Source organism: Pseudomonas sp. GL_103 (assembly GCF_057835175.1).
Genome location: NZ_CM174420.1, coordinates 1880661 through 1906327, shown reverse-complemented (window position 1 = coordinate 1906327; position 25667 = coordinate 1880661). Strand labels below are relative to the sequence as shown.

The window sequence follows — 25667 nt, the reverse complement described above, 5'->3', positions numbered from 1 at the left end:
TCAGAGCACTTCCTTCAACAAGCCCGCAGGCTCCACCGTCAGCGAAAACAGCGCGCCATGCCCGACCTCAACGTTGAGCAGTTGCTCCCGCGGCAGCCCCCGCGCTTGTGCCAGCAACAAACGCATCACACCGCCATGACTGATCAGCAGAATGCGCTCACCGGCACAGGTCCCGTGCAAACGCTCCAGCGCGGCCAACACCCGTGCCGAAAAGTCTGCAACCGGCTCACCTTGAGGCGGCGTGAACGAATATGGATCGGCCCAGAACAAGCCCAGGGCCTGCTCATCGGTTTCCATCAACGCCGCCGCGCTCTGCCCTTCCCAGGTACCGAAATGCAACTCTTGCAGGTCTTTGTCCAGCTGCACCGGCACACCCAATTGCGCACCGAGTTCCTCGGCAAACCGCGCACAACGCTGCAAGGGTGAACTGACCAGTCGATCCCATGGCCCTTGCCCGACCACGGCGGCGCGCATCTGCGCCCAGCCGGTGTCGGTCAATGCATCATCAATGCTGCCGCGCAAGCCGCCGCCGAGTTCGGTTTCACCGTGACGCAACAGATCCACGCGCAAGGTCATGCCGGACGATCTGCCACGGCGGCTTCGGCGAAGGTCGCCATCTGCCCGTGCAGATCGCAAGCCAGGCGCAGCAGCGGCACAGCCAACGCCGCGCCACTGCCTTCGCCAAGCCGCAGGCCGAGATCGAGCAAGGGTTGCGCATCCAGGGTTTCCAGCACATGACGATGCCCCGGTTCGGCGCCGCGATGACCGAACAACAACCACTGACGGCAATCAGGATTCAAGCGCACCGCAACCAGTGCCGCGACGCTGCAAATGAAGCCATCCACCAGCACCGCGACACCCTCCTGGGCACACGCCAGATAGGCACCGACCAGCGCGGCAATCTCGAAGCCGCCGAGGTTGAACAGGGTCTGCAAGGCATCGCCACGCTGCGCGCCGTGCAGTGCCAGGGCGCGCTCGATCACCTGGGCTTTGTGGCTGACACCTTCGGCATTGAGCCCGGTGCCAGGCCCGGTCAAATGCACCACCGGGCAATCGAGCAGCGCGCACGCCAGGGCGCTGGCAGCGGTGGTATTACCGATGCCCATTTCGCCACCGATAAACAACTGCGCACCGCTGGTGATGGCCCGCTGCACGCTGTCACGGCCGGCCTGCAGGGCGAGTTGCCCCTGGGCCTGGGTCATGGCCGGTCCCTGTACAAAGTTTGCCGTGCCCGGGCCGACGTTCAGGTGGCGCACCCCCGGCAGGTCCAGCGACGGCGTTACCGTGCCAAGGTCAACCACCTCGAGGGATGCGCCCAGTTGCCGCGCCAATACGCTGATCGCCGCACCACCGCTGACGAAATTGAGCAGCATCTGCCCGGTCACTTCCTGGGGAAACGCCGACACGCCCTCGGCGACGACGCCGTGGTCACCGGCAAAAATCGCGATCCACACCTGCTCCAGACTTGGCTTGACCCGCCCCTGCAAACCCGCCAGTTGCACCGCCAGCGCTTCCAGCTGGCCGAGGGAGCCGGCCGGCTTGGTCAGTTGCTGTTGCCGCGCCTGGGCCTGTTCGACCACTTGGGTATCGACCGGCTTGCACGGGTTCAGCCACCAGGATTGAGTCATAACGCAGTTCCTTTCAAAGTCAGGGGCAGGCCGGCGACGGTCAGGACGACACGCTGACAACGCTCGGCCAGAGCTTGATGCAGCCAACCGGCTGCATCGACATAGCGGCGAGTCAATTCGCCCAGCGGCACGACACCCATTCCAGTCTCGTTGCTGACAAAAATGATTTCACCCGGCAGCGACGCCAGGCACTCCAGCAAGGCATCACGCTCGGCGTGCAAGCGCTCGGCATCGTCGAGCATCAGCAGATTGGTCAGCCACAGGGTCAGGCAATCCACCAGCAGGCAGCGCTCGGCACGGGCGTTTTCACGCAACACCCGGGCCAGCTCCACCGGCTCTTCGATCAATGCCCATTCGGCAGGACGACGGGCGCGGTGATGGGCCACCCGCTCGCTCATTTCTCCGTCCAGTGGCTGGCTGGTGGCGATGTAGGTCACGGCCAGAGCACTGTCGATGGCGAGTTTTTCAGCCAGGCGGCTCTTGCCGGAGCGGGCGCCGCCGAGGATCAGTTGGAGCATGGTTACATCCTTTCAAATGGGCGGTGTGGCCACTTCAGTCTTCGCGAGCAAGCCCGCTCCCACAGTTGACCGCGTTCTAATGTGGGAGCGGGCTTGCTCGCGAAGAGGCCAGAGCTTTCACCTCAGAATCCACAGAGTTCCCGCAACAGCCCGGTATCCAGATGCTTCTCCACCAGATCCGCCAGTCGCTCGATATCGCGCTCGCGCAAGCCGTGATAATCCACGTCCTGCACCTCCTGCAACCCGGCCCACCGCAGCAGCGCACTGCACGCCGCCGGCGATTCGAACAACCCGTGCAGATAGGTGCCGAAAATCTGCCCGTCAGCACTTTGCGCACCATCACAGCGGCCGTCATCCAGCTGCACGGCGGCCTGTGACAGGGCCGGTCCGGTGGTCACGCCGGCATGAATTTCATAACCCGCCACCGGCGCGTCTTCCAGCGCCAGGCGACCACGCACATTGCGCAACTGCTTCTCTTGTTCTAGCTGGGTCTGGAACGCCAGCAGCCCCAAACCGGCGCTGGAACCCGGCGCACCTTCAAGACCCAGCGGGTCATGCACCTGCTCACCAAGCATCTGCAGGCCGCCACAGATCCCCAGCAGTTTCCCGCCGTAACGCAGATGCCGGGCGATGGCGGTGTCCCAGCCATTGGCTCGCAGGTACGCGAGGTCGCTGCGCACACTTTTCGAGCCGGGAAGGATGATCAGGTCGGCGGGCGCAATCGCCTGGCCGGGGCCGATGAATTGCAGGTCCACTTGCGGATGCAGGCGCAGCGGATCGAAATCAGTGTGATTGCTGATGCGCGGCAGCACCGGCACCACCACCTTGAGCACCTGTTCGGCTTTATCGGTCTGGCGTTGATCGATGCCGTCCTCGGCCTCCAGGTGCAGGTCCATCACGTACGGCAGCACGCCGATCACCGGTTTGCCGGTGCGCTCTTCGAGCCAGTCGAGACCGGGTTGCAGCAACGCAATGTCGCCCCGGAAACGATTGATGACAAAGCCTTTGACCCGCGCCTGTTCGCTCGGCGACAGCAGTTCGAGGGTGCCTACCAGGTGGGCGAAAACCCCGCCGCGATTGATATCGGCGATCAGCAGCACCGGGCAATCCACCGCTTCGGCGAAGCCCATGTTGGCGATGTCGCCGGCCCGCAGATTGATTTCCGCCGGCGAGCCTGCACCCTCGACCATCACCAGCGGATACGCTGCGCTCAAGCGCTCGTGGGAGGCCAGTACCGCTTGCATGGCGATGGTTTTGTAGTCGTGATAGGCGACCGCATTCATGGTCGTGACGGCGCGGCCATGGATGATCACCTGGGCACCGGTGTCACTGTTGGGCTTGAGCAACACCGGGTTCATGTCGGTGTGCGGTTCAAGGTGCGCGGCCTGGGCCTGGACCGCCTGGGCGCGGCCGATCTCGCCACCGTCAGCGGTCACCGCACTGTTTAGAGCCATGTTCTGCGGCTTGAACGGCACCACCCTGACGCCCTGGCGTGTGGCCCAACGGCACAGCGCGGTCACCAGCGTGCTTTTACCGGCATCCGATGTGGTGCCCTGCACCATCAGCGTGGTCATTGGTTTTCCTTGGCGAAATCGTCGAACGCCTGCGCCAGTCGTACCCAGGCGATTTCGTCACCGGGCAAGCCGAATCGCAGGCTGCTGTTGTGGGTGAACAATCGCAGGAGAATGCCGCGCCGGGCCATGAATTCATGCAGCTCTTCGGCGCGTTCGGTGATCAGCCACTGGAACAGCGCACAGCCGCCCTGAGGCTCGAAGCCGTGTTGCTCCAGCAACGACGCAAGGCGCTCGCTGGCCTCTTCGGTGCGCACCCGTTGTCGCGTTTGCCCCTCGGTATCGCGCAGGCAGGTCTGGCCCACTACCCGGGTTGCCCCGCTCACGGCCCAGGGCCCCACTTGTTCAGCGAGCAACTTGAGCAACTTGCGCTCGGCCAGCACAAACCCCAGGCGTACACCGGCCAGGCCGAAAAACTTGCCGAAGGAGCGCAAGACGATCAGCCCGACTTGATGGGCAAACGGCGCCAGGCTCAGTTGCGGCGTGTTATCCATGAACGCTTCGTCCACCACCAGCCAGCCACCGCGCTGGGCCAGTCGCGTGTGCCAGTCGAGCAGGCGACTTGGGGTGAGGCACAGGCCCGTGGGGTTATTCGGATTGACCACCACCAGCACGTCGAAACTGTCGATAAAGAAGTCGACTTCCTGCTCCAGCACTTCACGCACGATGTAGCCGTTGCGACGCCACGCTTCGGCGTGCTCGGCGTAACACGGCGACAGCACGCCAACCTTGCCCGCCCGACGCAAGCGCGGCAGCAGTTGAATCGCCATTTGCGAGCCGGCCACCGGCAATGCCTGCAAGGTGCCGTAGTAATCACAGGCGGCCTGCTCCAGACCGTCGTCCGCCTCCGGCAAACGAGCCCAGGCCCGCAAAGGAATATCCGGCACCGGGAACGGCCATGGTGCAAGCCCCGTGGACAAGTCCAGCCAGTCGGCTTCATCTATGCCGTATTCGAGCGCCGCCTTGCGCAATCGCCCACCGTGCTCAAGCATAAAATTCGGCCCCCAGGCAGAGAATCAGCAGCCATAACCATACCCCGCGCTGGACCAATTGCCAGCCCCGGTCAATGGAGTCGGCATCCGCCGGCACGCCTTCGCCCAACTGCGGACGCTGATGCAGTTCGCCGTGATAAATCGCCGCCCCGCCCAATTCGACGCCAAGGGCGCCCGCCCCTGCCGCCATCACCGGGCCGGCGTTCGGACTGTCCCAGGTCGGGCCCTGGCTGCGCCAGCATTTCAACGCCAGCCGGGTTTTGCCCAGCAGCGCGTAAGTCAGCGCCACCAGGCGCGCAGGAATGTAATTGAGCACGTCGTCGACCTTCGCCGCCGCCCAGCCGAACCGTTCGAAGCGCTCATTGCGGTAACCCCACATCGCATCCAGCGTATTGCTCAGGCGGTAGAGCACCACCCCCGGCGCGCCGGCCACGGCAAACCAGAACAACGCCGCGAACACCGCATCGCTGCCGTTTTCCAGCACCGACTCGGTAGCGGCGCGGGCGACTTCGGTTTCATCCAGCTCGCTGGTCTGGCGACTGACCAGATAGCTCACCCGCGTGCGCGCCGCTTCCAGGTCATTACTGCGCAGGGCCTTGGCCACAGGCGTGACGTGTTCACCGAGGCTGCGCATGCCGAGGGCGCAATAGAGCGCGAGAATCTCGACGATCCAGCCGACATAAGGCGCCCAGGAAAATGCCGTGGCCAACAGCGTCAGCGGCAATACGGCGATCACCCACGCGGTGACGCCATGACTGCGCCAGCCGCGACCGCCGCCGTTGAAACGTTGTTCGATGCGCTCGGCAAATCGGCCGAACGCCACCAGCGGATGCCAGCGTTTGGGCTCACCCAGCAGCGCATCCAGCGCAACCGCGGCGACACTCAACAACGCCACACTCATCGACTCACTCCCCAATAATTTTCATACAGCAATTCATGTAGCGGACGCGCCTGCGCCCAGCCCTCGAGCACCAGCATCGGCGCCGGGTAGAACTCCCTCACCGGCCCCAGGCACAGCACGGCGAGCGGCTTGGCACCGGGCGGCAACCTCAACAGGTCCGCCAGTGCCTGTGGTTCGAACAGCGACACCCAGCCCATGCCCAGCCCTTCGGCGCGGGACGCCAGCCACAGGTTCTGGATCGCGCAGGATAACGAGGCCATGTCCATTTCCGGCAGCGTGCGGCGGCCGAAGATATGCTGCTCGCGGTCGTCCATCAGTGCGGCGACCAGTACCTCGGCGCAATCGTTGATGCCTTCGACCTTGAGCTTCATGAACTCATCGCTGCGCTTGCCGAGGGCTTCAGCGGTGCGGATGCGTTCTTCTTCCACCAGAGCCTGGATTCGCCCGCGCAAGGCGCGATCGCTGATGCGGATAAAGCGCCAAGGCTGCATCAGGCCGACACTGGGAGCCTGGTGTGCGGCCTCGAGCAGGCGCCGGAGCAATTCGGGCTCGACGGTGCCGCCGCTGAAGTGGCGCATGTCGCGGCGCTCGGCGATGGCGCGATAGACCGCTGCGCGTTCGGCTTCAGAGAATGCGTTGTCGCTCATGGCCTCTTCGCGAGCAAGCCCGCTCCCACATTTGAAGGTGAGCTGCCTGAAGAAACGCAATCCCCTGTGGGAGCGGGCTTGCTCGCGAAGGCGGCTTCAAGTTCCGGCGCAAACAGCGCGGCAATCGCCGAGGGGTTCGACGGAAAATAAAAGTGCACATAAGAGGCAGTCATTCGCCCCTCACGGTAGACCGCCTCCGCTCCGCGCCCGCCATTAGGGCTCAAGCCACGGGCAATCGGCGCCAGTTCCGTGGTGGTCAGCGAATGGTGATAGGTGTGCCCGCGCAGCGAACCTTCCGGCAGTTCCACCGCCTGCAACGCCAGCGCTGCCAGACGCTTTTGCATCACCGCATCACCGGCCAGCAAGCCAACCAGTTCGGCGCGAGCGCCCTCGACATCGGTCAGGGAATCGAGCAGATACAGCATGCCGCCACACTCGGCGAGCAAGGGCTTGCCTGCCCGGTGGTGGGCGCGGATCGCGTCGAGCATCGCAGTGTTTTGCGCCAGCGCAACATGGTGCAGCTCCGGGTAACCACCCGGCAGATACAGGCTGTCCGCCTCCGGCAACGCTCGGTCGCGGATCGGCGAGAAGAACGACAACTCGGCACCCATCGCCCGCAGCAGATCCAGGCTCGCGCCGTAGGTGAACGCAAAGGCCTCATCGCGAGCGACGGCAATGCGCACACCGGCGAGCAGCGGTTCGGCCGCGATGACATCAGGGGCGGCGAACTCGACTGCCGGCGGCAGCGCGACCTCGCAACTGTTGGCCAAGGCATCGGCGGCCGCATCGAGGCGCAGGTCGAGATCGTTCAGCTCACTGGCCTGCACCAGCCCCAGGTGCCGGCTCGGCAATTCGATCCCGGTTTCCCGGGACAGCGCGCCGTACCAGCGCAAGCCTTCAGTCAGGCTGCCTTCGAGCAGTTGCGCGTGGCGCAGCGTGCCGACACGATTGGCCAGCACGCCGGCGAACGGCAAGTCCGGCTGATAACGCGCCAGCCCCAGGGCCAGTGCGCCGAAGGTCTGGGCCATGGCGGTGCCATCGATCACACCCAGCACCGGCACACCGAAATGCCGCGCCAGATCGGCGCTCGACGGCGTACCGTCGAACAGCCCCATGACGCCTTCGATCAAAATCAGGTCGGCGTCAGCGGCGGCTTCCCACAGCAACCGGCGACTCTCCTGCTCGCCAACCATCCACATGTCCAGTTGATACACCGGCGCACCGCTGGCGCGTTCGAGAATCATCGGATCAAGAAAGTCGGGGCCGCACTTGAACACACGGACCTTGCGCCCCTGATTGCGATGCAATCGGGCCAGTGCCGCGGTGACGGTGGTCTTGCCCTGGCCAGAGGCCGGCGCGGCAATCAGTACCGCCGGACAGTGTCGAGGTTGACTCACAATTCGACGCCTTTCTGCGCTTTGATTCCGGCCTGAAAGGCGTGTTTGATCACACCCATCTCGGTGACGGTGTCAGCCATCTCGATCATTTCCGGCTTGGCGGCACGACCGGTGACCACCACGTGTTGCATCGGTGGCCGGGCCTGCAAGTCGCTTAGCACCTGATCGAGATCAAGGTAGCCGTGCTTGAGGGCGATGTTCAGCTCATCCAGCACCACCAGACCGATGGACGGATCGCGCAGCAGTTCCCGGGACACCGCCCAGGCGGCTTCGGCGGCGGCGATGTCGCGCTGGCGGTCCTGGGTTTCCCAGGTAAAGCCTTCGCCCATCACGTGGAAGCGCACCTGCTCGGGAAAGCGCCGGAAGAACAGCTCTTCGCCCGTGCTGTTGCGGCCCTTGATGAACTGCACCACGCCGCATTGCATGCCGTGCCCCATGGCGCGGGCAAGCATGCCGAAGGCCGAACTGCTCTTGCCCTTGCCGTTGCCGGTCAGCACCAGCAGCAGGCCACACTCGTTCGGGGAATTAGCGATGCGCTCGTCGATCACAGCTTTTTTGCGCTGCATGCGCGCCAGGTGGCGTTCGTCACGATCGGGGGTATCAGTCATGGGGGAGCTCTCCGTTGAGGCAGGAATAACGGCGGGCAGGCACAAGAATAGAAGGCAAAAAGCCTGGCATCGCCCACCGTGATGCCGCTGGATGAATCAGGCCGGTCTCCGGGCTCATGAGTGGCGCGGGGCCGGACCGTGCGCCTTCCCGCATCGAATCGACACAGTGGCATCACACACAGTTTTCACTCATTTACCGTTGCGGGGGCAGCGCCGGAATTGCGGGCCTTCGACCAACAGAAGGACTCACGCACCGGCTTCCCTGTTTCACTCTGTCGACCCAAGCCACAGAGCACCTGAAACAAGCCGCGAAGGTTAGAGGGTTGGGGGTGGAGCGTCAATTAAAGCCGGGCGGCCATCGACCGAATAACTGCCATCAATCAATAAACTGACGTCAATCTTGTGCCACGCTCCCAGCAGTGATATCAAAGAGCCACAACCTCACAACACAACAACAAGGGTGAGCCCATGCAAGGCATGATCATCAGCAATCCAAAGCTGGAATTCCTGCGCCCGGTGCTCGAACACTGGTTCGAATGCATCGACCGTTACAACACCGTCCGCGGTGATGGCGACACACCATACTGGCACGACGAAAAGGCCAATCTCGGACTGCTGTCCGCCGCCGCCTGGATGGCCGAGATGGTCACGCTGCAACAGACGCCAACCCGCAAGCAGACCGAAGAAGGCGAACGCAACAGCCGCGCCGACCTGCTCCTGGCGTCGTCCGAAACCCGCGCCTACATCCAGACCAGCCAGCGCTGGCCACGGGTCAACAGCCTCAACCTGAGCCAGGCCCTGCTCGACATCGTCAGCGATGCGAAGCGGCTGAGCCACGCCAGCGACCTGAAACTCGGCTGCCTGTTCGTCGCCCCGCAAAAAGCCCAGCAGGGCGCCACACCGGAAGAACTCCAGGACATGGTCGACGACCTGCAAAAGGAACACACCTGCGCTGTCGCCTGGTATTTCCCTTATGCCTACCGCAAGTTGCGCAACGAAGCCGGCAACTATCACCCCGGCATTGCGGTGCTGTTCAAGGAAGCACGCGGCTGAGGGTTGAACCATCGGACGACAACCCTTCTCTATGAATAGAACAAGGCATTCATAGGGAAGACCAGCATGCGCACGCCCCCGTTCGTTCTCGTTATCGCGCTCTGCGGAGGGCTCGCCGCTTGTGGCGAGACCTCCCGCCTGCAAGTCTCCGACGGTACCGGCCCGTCACCCCAACTACCAGAACCCAACAAGACACTGGTTCCGACCGTGAACATCGCCCCGGCCATCGGCTGGCCACAGGGTGCGAAACCCGTCGCTGCCACGGGCATTCAAGTGGCCGCTTTTGCCGAAGACCTGGATCACCCCCGCTGGCTTTATGTGCTGCCCAATGGCGATGTGCTGGTGGCGGAAACCAACGCACCACCCAAACCCGAAGACGGCAAAGGCATTCGCGGCTGGGTCATGAAGAAAGTCATGGGCCGCGCGGGGGCCGGTGTGCCCAGCGCCAACCGCATCACCTTGCTGCGCGACAAGGACCACGATGGCGTCGCGGAAACCCGCACGGTGTTTCTGCAAAACCTCAACTCGCCCTTCGGCATGACCCTGGTCGGCAATGACCTGTATGTGGCCGACACGGATCGCCTGCTGCGCTTTCACTATGAAAGTGGCGATACGCAGATCAAGTCGCCACCGATCAAGGTGGTCGACCTGCCGGGCGGCCCGCTGAACCATCACTGGACCAAAAACGTCATTGCCAGCAAGGACGGCAGCAAGCTGTACGTCACCGTGGGTTCCAACAGCAACGTCGCCGAAAACGGCATGGACAAGGAAGAAGGTCGCGCGGCGATCTGGGAAGTGGATCGCGCCACCGGCCAGCAGCGGATCTTCGCCTCCGGCCTGCGCAACCCCAACGGCATGGCGTGGGAACCGCACAGTGGCGCGCTGTGGACTGCGGTCAACGAACGGGATGAAATCGGCAGTGACCTGGTTCCGGACTACATCACTTCGGTGAAAGACGGCGCATTCTATGGCTGGCCGTACAGCTACTACGGCCAGCATGTCGATATTCGCGTCGAGCCGCAAAACCCGGACCTGGTGGCCAAGGCTATCGCCCCGGACTACGCCGTCGGCCCGCACACGGCATCACTGGGCCTGACCTTCGCTGAAAACAGCAAGCTACCGCCGCCCTTCACCCAAGGGGCATTCATCGGGCAGCACGGTTCATGGAACCGTAACCCCCACAGTGGCTACAAAGTGATTTTCGTGCCGTTCAGCGCGGGCAAACCCGTCGGCAAGCCCGTTGAAGTGCTCAGCGGATTTCTCAACGACAAGGAACAGGCCATGGGCCGCCCGGTGGGCGTGGTGATCGATCGCCAGGGTGACCTGTTGGTGGCCGATGATGTGGGGAACAAGGTGTGGCGGGTTTCGGCAGTAAAATAAATTCCAACTGCCAACATATTCCCCTGTGGGAGCGGGCTTGCTCGCGAAGGCGGTGCATCAGTCAAAATAATAGTCGACTGACAGCCTGCATTCGCGAGCAAGCCCGCTCCCACAAGGGCTTAGCGTTTGCGACAGAGTGTGAGCCCATCACCCAGCGGCAACAACGACAGATCCACCCGCACATCATCCTTCAATGCCAGGTTGAGCGCCTGGATCGCCCGGGTGTCCGCGCTCTCGGGGCTGACCTCGAGCACGCGCCCGCTCCATAGCGTGTTATCGAACACCGCCAGCCCACTGACCCGCAGCAATCCCAAGGCGTGTTCCAGATAAGCCGGGTAGTTGGCCTTGTCGGCATCGATGAACACCAGGTCGTATTGCCCGCCCTGCCCTTGTCGCTCAAGTTCGGCGAGGGTTTCCAGCGCCGGAGCCAGTCGCAGGTCAATCCGCCCGGCGAGCCCCGCTTCTTGCCAGTAGCGCCGTGCGATGGCGTTGTAGTCGCCGGGGATGTCACAGCAAATCAGCGAACCGTCAGCGGGCAATGCCGCCGCCATGCACAGCGCGCTGTAGCCGGTAAAAGTGCCGACTTCGAGCAAACGCCTGGCCCCCGTCAGCTTCACCAGCAAAGCAAGAAACTGCCCCTGCTCAGGCGCCACCTGCCAGCGTGCCATCGGCAGCGCCTGGGTCTCATCGCGCAAGCGCTTGAGCAGTGGTGTTTCGCGCAGGGAAACATCGAGCAGGTATTGGTACAGGTCGTCGTCGAGATTGAGCGTGCGAGCCGTCATGACCATCAGCTCCGGAGGTTACGGATTGCGCGCCAAATGTTCAGGTTGCAGAACACGCTTGGCGCTCAGGTAAGCTTTTTGCCAATACGCCTTGGACAGGCTATCGAGCTTCACGGTGCCGCCGGTAGCCGGCGCGTGGACGAAGCGCCCTTCTCCCACATAGATGCCAGCATGACTGACCTGGGAACCGCCATTGGTGGCGAAGAAAAGCAGGTCGCCGGTCTGCAGGCCTTCCTTGCCCACATTCGCCGCTTGCATGGAGATCATCTCGCGCGTGGTGCGCGGCAAGGCAATGCCGGCGACATCGCGATACACATAAGCGATCAAACCGCTGCAATCAAATCCGGAATCCGGCGTGTTGCCACCCCAGCGATAAGGCGTGCCCACCAGACCAAGCGCGCGAAACAGCACGTCTTCCGCTTCGGGCGAAAACGCTTGTGAGGAACCAAATACGATGGGAGCGCGAACCACCGGCGCAGGAGGCGGTGTGCGGCTGGCGCAGGCACTGAGCAGCGCTGCGAAAAACATGATTGCGAGGCGGGCCGACGTCGTCATAAGCAGAACATCCTGATCTGGCTGCGGCTTTTTCTGCGGGGAGCGCAGAAAAGAAAACCGCCTGCGTTGGACGCAGGCGGTTTGCCATCATTTGTAGATCAAGATTCTAGCGGCTACACGACAAACTTCAAGTAAGACTTTAAGTTCGCCTTACAAATTGTCCGCTTATTTACGTGCAGTGACGATTGGCGACGCGTTAGGTGCCATTGCCAGGGCGCGCTTGGCTTCTATGAAGGTCTTGCTCCAGTAGCTGTCGCCCAGGCTATCGATGCGCACACCACCGCTGCGGCGGCTGCTGGAGTGGATGAACTGGTTGTCGCCCAGATAGATCCCGGCGTGACTGACGCGACCGCGACGACCATTGGTTGCGAAGAACAGCAGGTCGCCCGGCTCAAGCTTGCTGCGCGAGACCAGCGGAGCGTCCACGTTGATCATTTCGCGGGTAGAGCGTGGCAGGTTCATGCCCGCTTCTTCGCGAAACAGGTAACCGATGAAACCACTGCAATCGAAGCCGGCTTCAGAAGTACCGCCGAAACGGTAACGGGTACCGATCAGGGACATGCCACGTTCGAGAATGCTGTCGGCCAGGACCGGAAGCTGGTAGGACTTGCCGCCAGCGAAGTCTGCGAGTTCTTTTTCGGTAGCCAGCTCTTCCTGAAAGAGAGCTGAAGACTGGGCAGTAACGGAGTTTTGAACCTGCTGCTGCGGAGCTTGCTGGGCCACCGGAGTGTGGGCGGCGCAACCGAACAACAGGGTAACGAGTGCGAGAGGCACGAGGGGTGCGAAGCGATTTAGCATGGGCACGACCGTGGCTGATAGTTGTAAAGAAGGCGAGACTATGCCCGCTATCAACCTCATTTGCAAATTCAATCGATCTTTTTGTGACTTATCCGTTTCTCGTTTACATCTAAGCGCTTAAGCCCATTTTAAACATACACGCGGCCTGCAACCTTGCAGGAAAGCGGGATTTCTGGCGCCTGAAAGATGCCGAACCGGCTAAAAGCCCCGGTTTCAGCGGGTTTACCAGCCGAGGGTTTCTTTCAAAAACGGGATTGTCAGCTTGCGCTGAGCCTGGAGGGAGGCCTGATCGAGACGCTCGAGCAACTCGAAAAGTGCGCTCATGCTGCGGGTACCGCGAGTCAGAATGAAATGCCCGACTTCATCGGTCAGATGCAAGCCGCGACGGGATGCGCGCAATTGCAGGGCCCGCAATTTGTCCTCATCGGACAGCGGGCGCATCTGGAAGATCAAGGCCAGGGTCAGGCGGGATTTGAGATCCGCCAGTTTCACCGGCAACTCACGCGGGGATGTCGACGCGGCAATCAGCAGCCGTCGGCCGCTGTCACGCAAGCGATTGAACAGATGGAACAGCGCCTCTTCCCAGTCAGCCCGCCCGGCAACCACTTGCAAATCATCCAAGCAGACCAGCTCGTACTGTTCGAGGTTGTCGAGGATTTCAATGCCGCGATCGAGCAACTCGGCCAACGGCAGATACACCGCAGGCTCCCCCAATTGCTCAAAGCGCAGGCAAGCGGCCTGCAACAGGTGCGTACGCCCTACCCCGTCCTTACCCCAAAGGTAGATCAGGCTTTCGGTCCAGCCAGCGTCGGCTTCGCACAGCCGCTCGACATAGCCGAGTGCAGCGGCATTGGCGCCTGGGTAGTAGTTGATAAAGGTGGCGTCGTCACGCAGACGCACACCTAGGGGCAGCTGAATCGGTTTCATGCTGACTGAACAGTTCCAAAGGAACCGTTAGTGGCCTCTGTGTAAAGTTTGCGAAGTTTATACCCGTGAAGCGGGCCGCACAATGCGACAGACCACAAGCAAAATCAAAGGTTTGCGTTAATGCACCGGTTTTGTGACAGATTCTTTGGCGGTGCATGTGACAGTTGGGCGACGCCAGCAGGCTGACCGGGCACGAACCGGGGCAGCCTGCCATCACCTATCGACTGCCCTTACACCTGCGGCTCGTCGGTCCTCCCGTAGATTTCAGAATCCTTATACAAATCATGCACATGGCGCACCAGCACCATGATCACCGCGGCGACCGGCAATGCCAGCAGCACACCGGTAAAGCCAAACAGCTCACCACCGGCCAGGATCGAGAAAATCACCGCCACCGGGTGCAGGCCAATCCGGTCACCGACCAGCAAGGGGGTCAACACCATACCTTCCAGCGCCTGGCCGACCATGAACACCGCGACAATGCCGAGCATCGGGTAAAGATCACCACCGAACTGGAACAGCCCCGCAAGCAGCGCCGCGCCAATGCCGATGATAAACCCCATGTACGGCACGATCGCCGCCAGACCGGCAATCAGGCCAATCAGCAGGCCCAGTTCCAACCCGACCAGCATCAGGCCAGCTGCGTAGATCACACCCAAGGCCACCATCACCAGCAACTGTCCGCGCACGAACGCCCCGAGCACTTCATGGCATTCACCCGCCAGCAACACCGCGCGCTCTTCACGATCACGGGGCAGCAGGCTGCAGACCTTGGCCATCATCAGGTCCCAATCCCGCAACAGGTAGAAGCTCACCACCGGAATCAACACCAGGTTCGCCAGCCAGCCGATCAACGCCAGCCCCGAGGCCGTGGCATGACTCAACACCACGCCGACAACATCAGTGGTCTGACTCATATGCTCACTGATGGCCGCCTTGAGCTTGTCGAACTTCCAGAAACCGTCCGACAGGCCGAACTTCGACTGCGCCCAGGGCAACGCCGTGTGCTGCAGCCAGTCGAGCATCTGTGGGGCCAGCTCATACAAACGAAACAACTGCCTGGCGAGCAACGGCACCAAGACCAACAGCAGCGCGGTGAAGATCAATGTAAACAGGGTGAATACCGCTACGACACCCCAGGTTCGGGACAGGCCTGCCTTCTCCAGCCGATCCACCAGCGGGTCGAACAGGTAGGCCAACAGCAGCGCCACCAGGAACGGCGTCAGGATCGGATGCAACAACCAGACAAACACACACAGCAGGACCACCCCACCGAGCCAGAACCAACGCCGCGTATCGGCCATGAACCACTCCATTGCTTCTATATAGAGAAAGAAAAACTACCAACGAAAACGCAGCTGCGGGATCGGGGCCGGCGCGGCGACTGGCACCGGGCTGCCGGTGGCCGACTGAACGGGCGCTACCGGGGCCGGGGCCTGCCCCGCCGGCGCTTCCTGCAACCTCGCCAGCGACAGTTGCGCACGCAGTTGATCGACGCTGCCATTGACCCGATAGAGAATCCGGTCACCCTCGACACTTTGCACACGCCCGCCAAACGGCTCCAGCAAACGCCCGAGCGACGCGTAGCGTTCAAGATTCATGCCTTGCACTTCCAGCAATTGCTCGCTCGAAGCGCCGGGCCTGGCGACAAACCGCGGCGCCAGGCGCTCGTTGACCGCCAGCATCACCGCATCGGCCACGGCGGCCTGATCGGCGCCTTGCACGCTGCCCGCTTCTTTTTTATCCCCCAGCCACAATTGCCACTTGGCTTGCCACTGCCCGCCCTCCTCCTTGGCGTGTACCGCGAGCAGGGCGTCGGCGTTGTAGCGTTCCGATGCCGCTTGCAAAGGCGCGGGATCTGCGCCCTCCAGATTCGGCGCGGTCGCGACGATCTGCTCATTCAAATCCGCCAACGGCAAGCGCAATGGCAAGCCACGGTGCTGGGCAGCCCGACGCAACGGTGCCGCGCTGGCCTGGCCGTCGCCCACCAGGCTTGAACCCTCGGTGGAATCATTCAACCACCAGCCGAGGACCGACGGCCGATTGGCCCCCCACATGGCCAGGCCGGCACGACGCAAGGCCTGCTCGGTGGTACCCGGATCGAAATCGACTTTCAGGACTTCCGGCGGCCCGGCCTCAAAGCCGTATTGGCTGATGATCTGTTGCGGGTCTTTGCGAATTGCCGCCAGCCCCGGACTTTGAGCGGCCTTGGGGTCGCCGGTCAGGCGCAACACCAATGTGTCCAGCGCACGCTGAGTCGCCTGGTCGCGTTCCTCGGGCGACTGGCCATTCACCGGCTCGCGCACCAGGTAAAGGCCTTTGACGGTTTCGGCTTGACTGACCAGGCTGACCACTGACAAACAACTCACAAGCAAGAATTTACAAAAACGCATGGAAGATTCCTGACGACAAGAGCGGCTGGAACAGACCGCATGAAGACGATCGAGCAAGACTGTGACCGTTGCCCGACGCAAAACATTCACACGCTCCGGGTAAGTTTTCGCACTGTCATAACGATAGACGGTTAATCGCGATACCTTATACAGCCATGCAGGATGCCACCGACACCGCGCATTAACGGTTTTTTTTGAACGGATATGGCCCTGCTGTCGGCCTGAGGATGGCCGCTACGGCTCAAGCCTGATAAAATCGCGCGCCTTCGCAGACCGGCAACAGCCGGGCACCCTGAAAATCGCGCATGGCCCTCGCCTTCGCCTGTTTCAGCGGTCCCGATGGACTCGGTCGTTACCCAGAAATCCCCCCCCTAAAGGCCTGGATCATGAGCAAGCAACCCTCCCTGAGCTACAAGGACGCCGGTGTAGACATCGACGCCGGTGAAGCATTGGTCGAACGCATCAAGAGCGTCGCCAAGCGCACTGCGCGCCCGGAAGTCATGGGCGGCCTGGGCGGTTTCGGCGCCCTCTGCGAAATCCCGGCCGGCTACAAGCAGCCCGTGCTGGTTTCCGGTACTGACGGCGTCGGCACCAAGCTGCGCCTGGCCCTGAACCTGAACAAGCACGACAGCATCGGCATCGACCTGGTTGCCATGTGCGTGAACGACCTGGTGGTATGCGGCGCCGAGCCGCTGTTCTTCCTCGACTACTACGCCACCGGCAAACTGAACGTCGACACCGCTGCCCAGGTTGTGACCGGCATCGGCGCTGGCTGCGAACTGTCGGGTTGCTCGCTGGTTGGCGGCGAAACCGCTGAAATGCCGGGCATGTACGAAGGCGAAGACTACGACCTGGCCGGTTTCTGCGTCGGCGTCGTGGAAAAATCCGAAATCATCGACGGCTCCAAGGTCGCTGCCGGCGATGCCCTGCTCGCCTTGCCGTCCTCCGGCCCGCACTCCAACGGCTACTCGCTGATCCGCAAGATCATCGAAGTGTCCGGCGCCGACATCGAGAACACCCAACTCGACGGCAAGCCGCTGACCGACCTGCTGATGGCCCCGACCCGTATCTACGTGAAGCCGCTGCTCAAGCTGATCAAGGAAACCGGCGCGGTCAAAGCCATGGCCCACATCACCGGTGGCGGCCTGCTGGACAACATCCCGCGCGTTCTGCCAAAAGGCGCTCAAGCCGTGGTTGACGTGGCAAGCTGGAACCGCCCGGCAGTGTTCGACTGGCTGCAAGAAAAAGGCAACGTTGACGAGAACGAAATGCACCGCGTGCTGAACTGCGGCGTGGGCATGGTCATCTGCGTGGCTCAAGAGCACGTGGAAACTGCCCTGAACGTTCTGCGCGAAGCGGGCGAGCAGCCTTGGGTCATCGGCCAGATCTCCACCGCTGCCGAAGGCGCGGCTCAGGTTGAACTGAAGAACCTCAAGGCTCATTGATGTCTCAGACCTGTGATGTGGTGGTGCTGTTGTCCGGCACCGGCAGTAACTTGCAGGCCCTGATCGACAGCACGCGGACCGGCGACAGCCCGGTCCGCATTGCTGCGGTGATCTCCAACCGCGCCGACGCCTACGGCCTGCAGCGCGCCAGTGACGCGGGTATCGACACCCGCGCCCTGGATCACAAGGCTTTCGAAGGTCGCGAGGCCTTCGACGCCGCGCTGATCGAACTGATCGACGCCTTCAACCCCAAACTCGTGGTACTGGCCGGATTCATGCGCATTCTCAGCGCTGGTTTCGTACGCCACTATCAGGGTCGCCTGCTCAATATCCATCCCTCGCTGCTACCCAAATACAAAGGGTTACACACTCATGAGCGCGCTCTGGAGGCCGGCGACACCGAGCACGGCTGCTCCGTGCACTTCGTCACCGAGGAACTCGATGGCGGACCACTGGTCGTACAGGCTGTAATACCGGTAGAGTTACAGGATTCGCCGCAGAGTCTGGCGCAGCGGGTCCATGCTCAGGAACACCTGATCTACCCGATGGCCGTACACTGGTTTGCCGAAGGTCGTCTGGCCCTCGGCGAGCAAGGTGCTTTACTGGATGGACAGCTACTCGCGGCCAGCGGCCACTTGATTCGAAACTAGGAGATTTTATGCGTCGCGCCCTGCTCTTCGCTTGCGCTCTGCTCGCCTTGCCCTTCGCCCAGGCGGCAGACCTTCAACCTTTCTCCGCCAGCTACACCGCCGACTGGAAGCAGTTGCCCATGAGTGGCACTGCCGAGCGCAACCTCGAAAAAACCAGTGATGGCAAATGGAAACTGAGTTTCAAGGCATCGATGATGATCGCCAGCCTGTCCGAGGAAAGCACCCTGACCATGGACAAGGACACGCTTCTTCCAGAGTCGTACCACTTTGAACGTGGCGGCTTGGGCAAGGCCAAGAAAGCGGATCTGGATTTCGACTGGAACACCAAGATGGTCACCGGCACCGATCGCGGCGACGCGGTCAAGGTTCCGCTGAACCGCGGCATGCTCGACAAATCCAGCTATCAACTGGCCCTGCAGCACGACGTCGCCGCCGGCAAAAAAAGCATGAGTTATCAGGTGGTCGACGGCGGTGAAGTCGATACCTATGACTTCCGCGTGCTGGGCGCTGAAAAGGTCGACACCAAGGCCGGCAAGATCGATGCGATCAAGGTTGAACGTGTACGCGACCCGACACAAAACAAACGCATCACCGTGATGTGGTTCGCCAAGGATTGGGATTACCTGCTGGTCCGACTGCAACAAGTCGAAACCGACGGCAAGGAATACAACATCATGCTCCTGGACGGTACGGTCAACGGCAAGCCAGTCAAAGGCAGCTGATCCGGATCGATACGAAAAGCCCCGCAGTCGCGGGGCTTTTTTGTGGGCTCGAAAATTGGAACACCGACAAGCGCGATGGCTCTATACCTTCAAGGTCTTTTTTGATCGAATGAGTTTTCCTGTCGCCTGCGAGGTTTGCCATGACCGTTACTGTCAACACCGTTTCTGCCGAAGGTTTACGCCACAGCGTCCAGATCGATGACCATGAACTCTTCGCCGACGCACCCGTCACGGCTGGCGGAGAGGGCTCGGCGCCGGAGCCGCACGATTATTTCGATGCCGCGCTGGGTGCCTGCAAAGCCCTGACCCTGAAGCTGTATGCCAGGAAGAAAGACATCCCGCTGACCGGTGTCGGCGTCGAGGTCAAGCGCGACAACAGCCTGGAACAGAAAGGCCAGTACGCGCTGCACGTCAAACTGACCCTCAAGGGCGTACTCACCGACGCCCAGCGCGATGAACTGCACCGCGTGGCTGATCGCTGCCCGATCCACAAGCTGATGACCACCTCTGAAGTCAGCATCGAAACGCATTTGTCCGAAGGCGCATTCAGCCAATAGCGGCAAGGGCTGCGCAAGCGGGTTATGCTCGAACGCATTACCCGCTCAGCCTGGAACGCACCATGAACACTCCGCTCGTGATCCGCCCCCGCACCGAAGATGTCGAAGGCCAGCCGATTCTGCGCCCGCTGCCATCGGCCAAGTGCCGCAGCGTCGGGCCATTCGTGTTTTTCGACCACATGCTGGAAACCCGCTATCCACCGGGCAAAGGCATGAACATCCGCCAGCATCCACACATTGGCCTGTCCACCCTCACCTACTTGTTCCAGGGGCAGATCCAGCACAAGGACAGCCTCGGTTCCGATCAAGTGGTCGGGACTGGCGACGTCAGCTGGATGACGGCCGGCAGTGCCATCGCCCACGTCGAACGCACGCCCGCGGCCCTGAGAGAAAGCGGTTTCACAATGCACGGCTTGCAGATCTGGCTGGCTTCGCCCAAGGATAAAGAACAAGGTCCGGGGCATTACAGCCACCATCCAGCGTCCACATTGCCGGTCAGCGAAAACCTGGGGGTGAAGATTCGCATGATTGCCGGGTCAGGCTTTTGCCTGGAATCGCCAGTGCCGGTGCTTTCTCCTACGCTGTACGCGGAACTGCACCTGCAAACGGCGACCACATTGCTGATTCCCACCGAGCATGAAGAACGTGCGCTGTATGTGTTGAGCGGCGAAGTGCAACTGGATGGCGAGCCGATAGAGCCGTACTCGCTGGTGGTACTGCCTGCCGGGGAGGAGATGACCCTGTTTGCTGAGAGCGACAGTCATGCCGTGTTGTTTGGCGGTGCTCCGCTGGACGGTCCACGGCGGATCAACTGGAATTTTGTCGCGAGCGATCCGGCGGCGATTGACGAAGCACGCCGGCGCTGGGCGGCCGGGGACTGGCCGACGGTGCCGGGGGAAAGTGAGCGGATCGAATTGCCCTGAAACTTTCAGCACCAGTTATGCCGCCATCGCGAGCAAGCTCGCTCCCACAGTTGACCGAGTCAGCCGCAAGAGTTGTGTACGACACCATTCCCCTGTGGGAGCGAGCTTGCTCGCGATGAGGCCGGCGAAGACACCGACCGAATCCAGGCTGAAAACAGCTATCAGCCCTTGAACACTTCATCCAGCAAATTATGCATCGACGTGAAGGCCCGGGCAGCCACCTTGGCGTCATACATCATCATGCCCGGCACGTTGGCGTGGGGGTCGGTGAACGAGTGGAACGCACCGCCGTAGCTCAGCAACTGCCAATCCACGCCCGCCGCGTTCATTTCATCTTCGAACGCCGGCAACTGCTCCTTCGGCACCAATGGATCGGAAGCACCGTGCAGCACCAGGACCTTACCCTTGATGTTTTTCGCATCAGCCGGATTCAGTGTATCCAGCGTGCCGTGGAACGATACAGCGGCCTTCACCGGAGCGCCGGTACGGGCAAACTCCAGGGCGCAGCAACCGCCGAAGCAGAAACCGAAAGTGGCCAGTTTCGAAGTATCGACAGCCACTTCACCCTGGCTTTGCAGCTGTTCGAACGCCACCTGCATGCGCTTGCGCAGCAATGGGCGGTCATTCTTCAATGGCATCATGGCCGCGCCGGCCTCGTCATTGTTCGTCGGACGAACCGATTGACCGTAAAGGTCTGCGATCAGCACCACATATCCCTTGGAGGCCACCGACCTGGCGATCTCCTCGGCACCCGCGCTGACGCCCATCCAGTTCGGCGCCATCAACAAACCCGGGCGCGGGCCTTTATGGTCGGCATCGAAGGCCAGACGGCTTTCGTAAGCCTGGCCGTCAATCTGATAGGCAACGGAACGTACAGTGATTTGGCTCATTTCTGACTCCTGATGGTTAAACCCGAGAAAGAAAAAACCCGCCGAAGCGGGTTTTCTGCAACTTAGTTAAGCCGACAACTCAACCAATAGCTTGTTCAGACGGCGCACATAAGCCGCCGGATCTTTCAAGCTGTCGCCGGCCGCCAGGGCCGCCTGATCGAAGAGGATGTGCGACAGGTCGCCGAAGCGCTCGTCGCTCTGCTCGTTGTCGAGCTTCTCGATCAGCGGGTGAGCCGGGTTGAATTCGAAAATCGGCTTCGAGTCCGGAACCTTCTGACCGCTGGCTTCCAGGATCTGGCGCATCTGCATGCCCAGGTCCTGCTCGCCGATGGCCAGGATCGCCGGCGAATCGGTCAGGCGATGGGACACCCGGACTTCCGCAACGGATTCGCCCAGCGCGGTCTTCAGACGCTCGACCAGACCTTCTTTGGCCTTGGCGACTTCTTCCGCGGCTTTCTTGTCCTCTTCCGAGTCCAGGTTGCCCAGGTCCAGGTCACCGCGCGCCACGTCGACAAAGCTCTTGCCGTCGAAGTCGCTGAGGTAGCTCATCAGCCACTCGTCGATGCGGTCGGTCAACAGCAGCACTTCGATGCCTTTCTTGCGGAAGACTTCCAGGTGCGGGCTGTTTTTGACCTGAGCGTAGGTTTCGCCGGTCAGGTAGTAGATCTTGTCCTGACCTTCCTTGGCACGCGCCAGGTACTCGGCCAGGCCAACAACCTGCTCGCCATCGTCGCCGTGGGTCGATGCGAAACGCAGCAGGCCGGCGATTTTTTCCTTGTTGGCGAAATCTTCTGCCGGGCCTTCTTTCATGACCTGACCGAAGTTTTTCCAGAAGCCCTTGTATTGCTCAGGCTCGTTCTTCGCCAGTTTTTCCAGCATGTCCAGGACACGCTTGGTCAGCGCCGACTTCATCGAGTCGATGATCGGGTCTTTCTGCAGGATTTCCCGCGACACGTTCAGCGACAGGTCGTTGGAGTCGACCACGCCCTTGATGAAGCGCAGGTACAGCGGCAGGAAGGACTCGGCCTGATCCATGACGAACACGCGCTGCACGTACAGTTTCAGGCCTTTCGGCGCTTCACGCTGGTACAGGTCGAACGGCGCACGGGTCGGCACGTACAGCAGCGAGCTGTATTCGAGCTTGCCTTCGACCTTGTTGTGGCTCCAGCTCAGCGGGTTTTCGAAATCGTGAGCGATGTGCTTGTAGAACTCCTGGTATTCCTCGTCCTTGATCTCGGTACGCGGACGGGTCCACAGGGCGCTGGCACGGTTGACGGTTTCCCACTCAACGGCCGGCTGCTCTTCGCCTTCGGTAGCTGCCACTTCTTTCGGCAACTCGATCGGCAAGGCGATGTGGTCGGAGTACTTCTTGATGATGTTGCGCAGGCGCCAGCCATCGGCGAACTCGTCTTCACCGGATTTCAGGTGCAGGACGATGCGAGTGCCGCGTTCGGCCTTGTCGATGGTCGCAACTTCGAAGTCACCTTCACCCTTGGACGACCAGTGCACACCTTCGCTGGCAGCGCTGCCGGCACGACGACTGAACACATCGACTTTGTCAGCGACGATGAAGGCGGAGTAGAAACCGACACCGAACTGGCCGATCAGGTGCGAGTCTTTCTTCTGGTCGCCGCTCAGGTGCTTCATGAAATCGGCGGTGCCGGACTTGGCGATGGTACCCAGGTGGGTGATCGCGTCTTCGCGGCTCATGCCGATACCGTTGTCTTCGAGGGTGACGGTTTTAGCGTCTTTGTCGAAGCTCACGCGGATTTTCAGTTCGGCGCCACCTTCCAGCAGCTCTGGCTTGGCCAGGGCTTCGAAACGTAACTTGTCGACAGCGTCAGAGGCGTTCGAGATCAATTCGCGAAGGAAAATTTCCTTGTTGGAATACAGCGAATGGATCATGAGATGCAGCAGCTGCTTCACCTCGGTCTGGAAGCCCAGGGTTTCCTTTTGAGTTTCCACACTCATGGTCATCAAACTCCAATCAGATGGCATAAGCCGAGACCTTGAGGGTCGACGGCGGGTTGTTCTCAGAGTTTGGGGCTGAGTTCAGGATTTCAAGGGCTCTTCGAGTTTGAAATGTGCGCGGGCCGTGGCAATGGGTTCGGCTTCGGTGCTTTGCCAGGCGGTAATCGCCACATTGGCGACCCGGCGACCCTGGCGCCAGACCTGGCATCGGGCCCAGGTATCGCGAAATTGCCCGGCTCGCAGGTAATCCAGGGAGAAGTCGATGATCTTCGGCACCCCGGGCGACCCGGTGAACACCAACAGGTGCAGCGCCGCGGCCAATTCCATGAAACCGGCGATCACACCGCCATGAATCGCCGGCAACAACGGGTTACCGATGTTGTCCTTGTTCGCTGGCAGCTTGAACAGCAACTCATCTCCCACCCGTGAACATTCGACGCCGATCAGCCGGGCATAGGGAATCAAATCCAGCAGCGAGGCGTAATCGCCCTGCTCGTGGGCTTTTTGCAACCGATCCTTCAGCGAGTCGCTCATTGCGCACCTCCGGCAACCGTGCCACCAAAACCCTTGGTGCCTTTGATGTTCTTGCCCATACGCATGAAAGTGCCCATCACATGGGCAATGGGTTGCCCGGGGTCATCCTGATAGGCGAAGCCACGGGCAAAAATCACGTCGGTGGTGACCCGATAGCACTGGGCAAAGCCGTAGACATCCTTATGTGGCTCGGCGGCGTGCATGTAGTCGATGCGCAGGTCGAGGGTCGGGCAGACTTCGAATTCCGGGAGCACGCAGAGGGTCGCCATGCCACAGGCGGTGTCCATCAGCGAGGTCAGCGCCCCGCCATGAATCACGCCGGTTTCCGGATTACCGACGATCTGCGGGCTGTAGGGCAGCACAATCGTCAGCCCTTCGTTGCTGGCGCTGTGAACGCTTAGTCCAAGTACCTGGCAATGTCGCAGCGCCGACAGAAAGCGCATCGCACGCTCAAAAACGGGGTTTTCAGCCATTTGATAAAAGCTCTTGTTTATGTCCGTACAGTGAAGTGGCGGTCCGGGTAAAAGTTCCGCACTAGAACAAACTTATATATCTGAAAGAATTAAGGAACTTAACCCTGATGCGTGGGCTCTTAATGCCAGTAGATGCTTTTCATCAGGAGAAACACCCCATGCGTAAGACTTTAGCTATTGCCTTGATGTTGACCGCTTCCCTCGGTCTCGCTGCCTGCGATAAAAAATCCGAGGACAAAGCTCAAGATGCTAACCAAAATGCTGAGCAAGCCCAGCAAAAAATGAACGAAGCTCAGGATAAAGTGAACGACGCGGCGAAAGAAAACGCCGAAGCCGCCAAAGATCAGGCTGCTCCGGCCGCTCCGGAAGCACCTAAGAACTAATACGGTTTTTAGAGTGGCAAAAGAAAACCCGCCAAGTGCGGGTTTTCTTTTGTCTTGAAAAAAGCGCTTAGAGCAAAATCGTTCGAAAAGTCGGACTAATCATCAGCAACAGCGAACAGATTAATCCCACCAGCCAAACCAGACTGCGCTGCCAGGCCAGGTCTTTCCAGTAACACACTGGATAGCCAGCGCGCGGGTACCCGATCAGGCTGCCTCTTTACTCACCTCGGCCAATGGCGCCTCTGTTGGGGTATAGACCATCACGTCGAGAACATCGGAGTGAAACTCGCGGCGATACAATACGAACACCACACCGGCACTCATCAACATGAACAGCCATGGGCTGACGAACCAGGCCAGCATGGTCATGCCGAAGTAATAAGAGCGCAGGCCAAAGTTGAACTGGTTGGCGGCCATGGAGATGACACGGGCGGCACGGGCGGCAAAGGCCTTGCGCTCCTGCTCGGACACATGGCGTTCACCGACCATCGGCGCCGAGCCGACCAGAATGGCGGCGAAGTTGTACTGGCGCATACACCAACTGAACGTGAAGAACGCATAGACAAACACCAGCGCCAGGCACAGCAACTTGATTTCCGACATGCCCTGGGACGCCTGTTGCACCATCGGGATATCCGCCAGCAAGGATACCGCCCGTTCCGAAGCCCCCAATACCGTGAGAATACCGGCCAGGATAATCAATGTACTGGAGGCGAAGAACGAAGCATTGCGCTCCAGGTTGCCGATCACGCTGGCATCGGCGATGCGGTTGTCGCGCAGCAGCATACGGCGCATCCAGTCCTCGCGATACAGGTGCAGCACACTGGCCAGACACGCGGTGTCACGGCCTTTCCATGTGGCATAGCGGGTGTACCCGCCCCAGCAGATAACGAACCAGACGGCGGCAAGAATGTGGATCAGGTTGGCTTGGATGAACGACATGCAGGTCCTTGTGATGTAAATGCGGAT

At 61.1% G+C, this 25667-nt stretch carries 28 protein-coding genes, 1 pseudogene and 1 riboswitch; of the genes and pseudogenes, 8 read left to right on the top strand and 21 right to left on the bottom strand.

Features of this window, described 5'->3' with window-relative positions:
* The 9 genes from cobC to cobO all read right to left on the bottom strand — a co-directional run bounded on the left by cobC (position 1) and on the right by cobO (position 8262).
* A complete protein-coding gene (gene cobC / locus AC3IP0_RS08665; RefSeq protein ID WP_489318930.1) occupies positions 1-576 on the bottom strand; it encodes an alpha-ribazole phosphatase family protein in 576 nt (191 codons plus the stop codon).
* The gene (cobT, locus tag AC3IP0_RS08660) at positions 573-1628 is read right to left on the bottom strand and encodes a nicotinate-nucleotide--dimethylbenzimidazole phosphoribosyltransferase (RefSeq protein WP_489318929.1); all 1056 of its coding nucleotides are present in this window, start codon (positions 1626-1628) and stop codon (positions 573-575) included. The genes cobC and cobT overlap by 4 nt, the downstream gene beginning before the upstream one ends.
* Entirely contained in the window at positions 1625-2146 is a 522-nt protein-coding gene (cobU, locus tag AC3IP0_RS08655; protein ID WP_489318928.1) for a bifunctional adenosylcobinamide kinase/adenosylcobinamide-phosphate guanylyltransferase, read from the bottom strand. Before cobU ends, cobT begins: the two co-directional genes overlap by 4 nt.
* A 122-nt stretch (positions 2147-2268) precedes the next feature.
* Positions 2269-3720 carry a cobyric acid synthase gene (locus AC3IP0_RS08650; protein ID WP_489327173.1) on the bottom strand — a complete coding sequence of 484 codons (1452 nt, stop codon included), beginning with the start codon at positions 3718-3720 and terminating at the stop codon, positions 2269-2271.
* Complete coding sequence (gene cobD / locus AC3IP0_RS08645) at positions 3717-4709, bottom strand: threonine-phosphate decarboxylase CobD (protein WP_489318926.1); 993 nt, start codon at positions 4707-4709, stop codon at positions 3717-3719. Before cobD ends, AC3IP0_RS08650 begins: the two co-directional genes overlap by 4 nt.
* Positions 4702-5610, bottom strand: coding sequence for an adenosylcobinamide-phosphate synthase CbiB (gene cbiB, locus AC3IP0_RS08640; RefSeq protein WP_489318925.1), 909 nt, complete (start codon positions 5608-5610; stop codon positions 4702-4704). The genes cobD and cbiB overlap by 8 nt, the downstream gene beginning before the upstream one ends.
* Complete coding sequence (gene bluB / locus AC3IP0_RS08635) at positions 5607-6257, bottom strand: 5,6-dimethylbenzimidazole synthase (protein ID WP_489318924.1); 651 nt, start codon at positions 6255-6257, stop codon at positions 5607-5609. The genes cbiB and bluB overlap by 4 nt, the downstream gene beginning before the upstream one ends.
* Entirely contained in the window at positions 6254-7654 is a 1401-nt protein-coding gene (locus AC3IP0_RS08630; RefSeq protein ID WP_489327172.1) for a cobyrinic acid a,c-diamide synthase CobB, read from the bottom strand. Before AC3IP0_RS08630 ends, bluB begins: the two co-directional genes overlap by 4 nt.
* Positions 7651-8262 (bottom strand): cob(I)yrinic acid a,c-diamide adenosyltransferase, encoded by a 612-nt coding sequence (gene cobO, locus AC3IP0_RS08625; RefSeq protein ID WP_008049722.1) that lies wholly within the window; start codon positions 8260-8262, stop codon positions 7651-7653. Before cobO ends, AC3IP0_RS08630 begins: the two co-directional genes overlap by 4 nt.
* An 82-nt stretch (positions 8263-8344) precedes the next feature.
* Positions 8345-8577, bottom strand: a riboswitch (cobalamin riboswitch).
* A gap of 153 nt (positions 8578-8730) precedes the next feature.
* On the opposite strand from cobO, the gene AC3IP0_RS08620 reads away from it, so the two are divergent.
* Entirely contained in the window at positions 8731-9315 is a 585-nt protein-coding gene (locus AC3IP0_RS08620; protein WP_489318922.1) for a hypothetical protein, read from the top strand.
* A 66-nt stretch (positions 9316-9381) separates the two neighbouring features.
* A complete protein-coding gene (locus AC3IP0_RS08615) occupies positions 9382-10695 on the top strand; it encodes a PQQ-dependent sugar dehydrogenase (protein WP_489327171.1) in 1314 nt (437 codons plus the stop codon).
* Positions 10696-10814: 119 nt separating this feature from the next.
* Here the strand turns inward: AC3IP0_RS08615 and AC3IP0_RS08610 are convergent, their stop codons facing one another.
* The 6 genes from AC3IP0_RS08610 to AC3IP0_RS08585 form a co-directional block, all read right to left on the bottom strand.
* Positions 10815-11477 (bottom strand): class I SAM-dependent methyltransferase, encoded by a 663-nt coding sequence (locus AC3IP0_RS08610; protein ID WP_489327170.1) that lies wholly within the window; start codon positions 11475-11477, stop codon positions 10815-10817.
* Between the two features lie 18 nt (positions 11478-11495).
* A complete protein-coding gene (locus AC3IP0_RS08605; RefSeq protein WP_008049713.1) occupies positions 11496-12032 on the bottom strand; it encodes a C40 family peptidase in 537 nt (178 codons plus the stop codon).
* 165 nt (positions 12033-12197) lie between these two features.
* Positions 12198-12830 (bottom strand): C40 family peptidase, encoded by a 633-nt coding sequence (locus AC3IP0_RS08600; protein WP_008017885.1) that lies wholly within the window; start codon positions 12828-12830, stop codon positions 12198-12200.
* Positions 12831-13052: 222 nt separating this feature from the next.
* Complete coding sequence (gene hda / locus AC3IP0_RS08595) at positions 13053-13757, bottom strand: DnaA regulatory inactivator Hda (RefSeq protein ID WP_007984552.1); 705 nt, start codon at positions 13755-13757, stop codon at positions 13053-13055.
* 230 nt (positions 13758-13987) lie between these two features.
* A complete protein-coding gene (locus AC3IP0_RS08590; RefSeq protein ID WP_489318918.1) occupies positions 13988-15061 on the bottom strand; it encodes an AI-2E family transporter in 1074 nt (357 codons plus the stop codon).
* Between the two features lie 36 nt (positions 15062-15097).
* Complete coding sequence (locus AC3IP0_RS08585) at positions 15098-16150, bottom strand: DUF2066 domain-containing protein (RefSeq protein WP_489318917.1); 1053 nt, start codon at positions 16148-16150, stop codon at positions 15098-15100.
* A 386-nt stretch (positions 16151-16536) separates the two neighbouring features.
* Here AC3IP0_RS08585 and purM point away from each other — a divergent pair, with 386 nt between their 5' ends.
* From purM to AC3IP0_RS08560, 5 genes are all read left to right on the top strand, one after another.
* Positions 16537-17595, top strand: coding sequence for a phosphoribosylformylglycinamidine cyclo-ligase (gene purM, locus AC3IP0_RS08580; protein ID WP_007984558.1), 1059 nt, complete (start codon positions 16537-16539; stop codon positions 17593-17595).
* A complete protein-coding gene (purN, locus tag AC3IP0_RS08575; protein ID WP_489318916.1) occupies positions 17595-18245 on the top strand; it encodes a phosphoribosylglycinamide formyltransferase in 651 nt (216 codons plus the stop codon). Before purM ends, purN begins: the two co-directional genes overlap by 1 nt.
* Before the next feature lie 8 nt (positions 18246-18253).
* On the top strand, positions 18254-18967 hold the full coding sequence (locus AC3IP0_RS08570; protein ID WP_095945917.1) for a DUF3108 domain-containing protein: 714 nt from the start codon (positions 18254-18256) through the stop codon (positions 18965-18967).
* 140 nt (positions 18968-19107) lie between these two features.
* Positions 19108-19524, top strand: a complete 417-nt coding sequence (locus AC3IP0_RS08565; protein WP_046037641.1) for an OsmC family protein — start codon at positions 19108-19110, stop codon at positions 19522-19524.
* A 62-nt stretch (positions 19525-19586) separates the two neighbouring features.
* Entirely contained in the window at positions 19587-20447 is an 861-nt protein-coding gene (locus AC3IP0_RS08560; protein ID WP_489318915.1) for a pirin family protein, read from the top strand.
* 161 nt (positions 20448-20608) lie between these two features.
* Here AC3IP0_RS08560 and AC3IP0_RS08555 read toward each other — a convergent pair whose 3' ends face one another.
* From AC3IP0_RS08555 to AC3IP0_RS08540, 4 genes are all read right to left on the bottom strand, one after another.
* On the bottom strand, positions 20609-21337 hold the full coding sequence (locus AC3IP0_RS08555; protein ID WP_489318914.1) for a dienelactone hydrolase family protein: 729 nt from the start codon (positions 21335-21337) through the stop codon (positions 20609-20611).
* 66 nt (positions 21338-21403) lie between these two features.
* Positions 21404-23308: a molecular chaperone HtpG gene (gene htpG / locus AC3IP0_RS08550; RefSeq protein ID WP_489318913.1), complete on the bottom strand. Its 1905-nt coding sequence runs from the start codon at positions 23306-23308 to the stop codon at positions 21404-21406.
* Between the two features lie 81 nt (positions 23309-23389).
* Positions 23390-23842 (bottom strand): PaaI family thioesterase, encoded by a 453-nt coding sequence (locus AC3IP0_RS08545; protein ID WP_489318912.1) that lies wholly within the window; start codon positions 23840-23842, stop codon positions 23390-23392.
* Positions 23839-24315 (bottom strand): PaaI family thioesterase, encoded by a 477-nt coding sequence (locus tag AC3IP0_RS08540; protein WP_489318911.1) that lies wholly within the window; start codon positions 24313-24315, stop codon positions 23839-23841. The genes AC3IP0_RS08545 and AC3IP0_RS08540 overlap by 4 nt, the downstream gene beginning before the upstream one ends.
* A gap of 158 nt (positions 24316-24473) precedes the next feature.
* Between AC3IP0_RS08540 and AC3IP0_RS08535 the strand changes: the two genes are divergently transcribed.
* Positions 24474-24698, top strand: a complete 225-nt coding sequence (locus AC3IP0_RS08535) for a hypothetical protein (RefSeq protein ID WP_489318910.1) — start codon at positions 24474-24476, stop codon at positions 24696-24698.
* 67 nt (positions 24699-24765) lie between these two features.
* Here AC3IP0_RS08535 and AC3IP0_RS08530 read toward each other — a convergent pair.
* Positions 24766-24882, bottom strand: a pseudogene (locus AC3IP0_RS08530) (MAPEG family protein); the annotation flags it as partial.
* Between the two features lie 20 nt (positions 24883-24902).
* Positions 24903-25640 (bottom strand): DUF599 domain-containing protein, encoded by a 738-nt coding sequence (locus tag AC3IP0_RS08525; RefSeq protein WP_489318909.1) that lies wholly within the window; start codon positions 25638-25640, stop codon positions 24903-24905.
* Positions 25641-25667 lie beyond the last annotated feature (27 nt).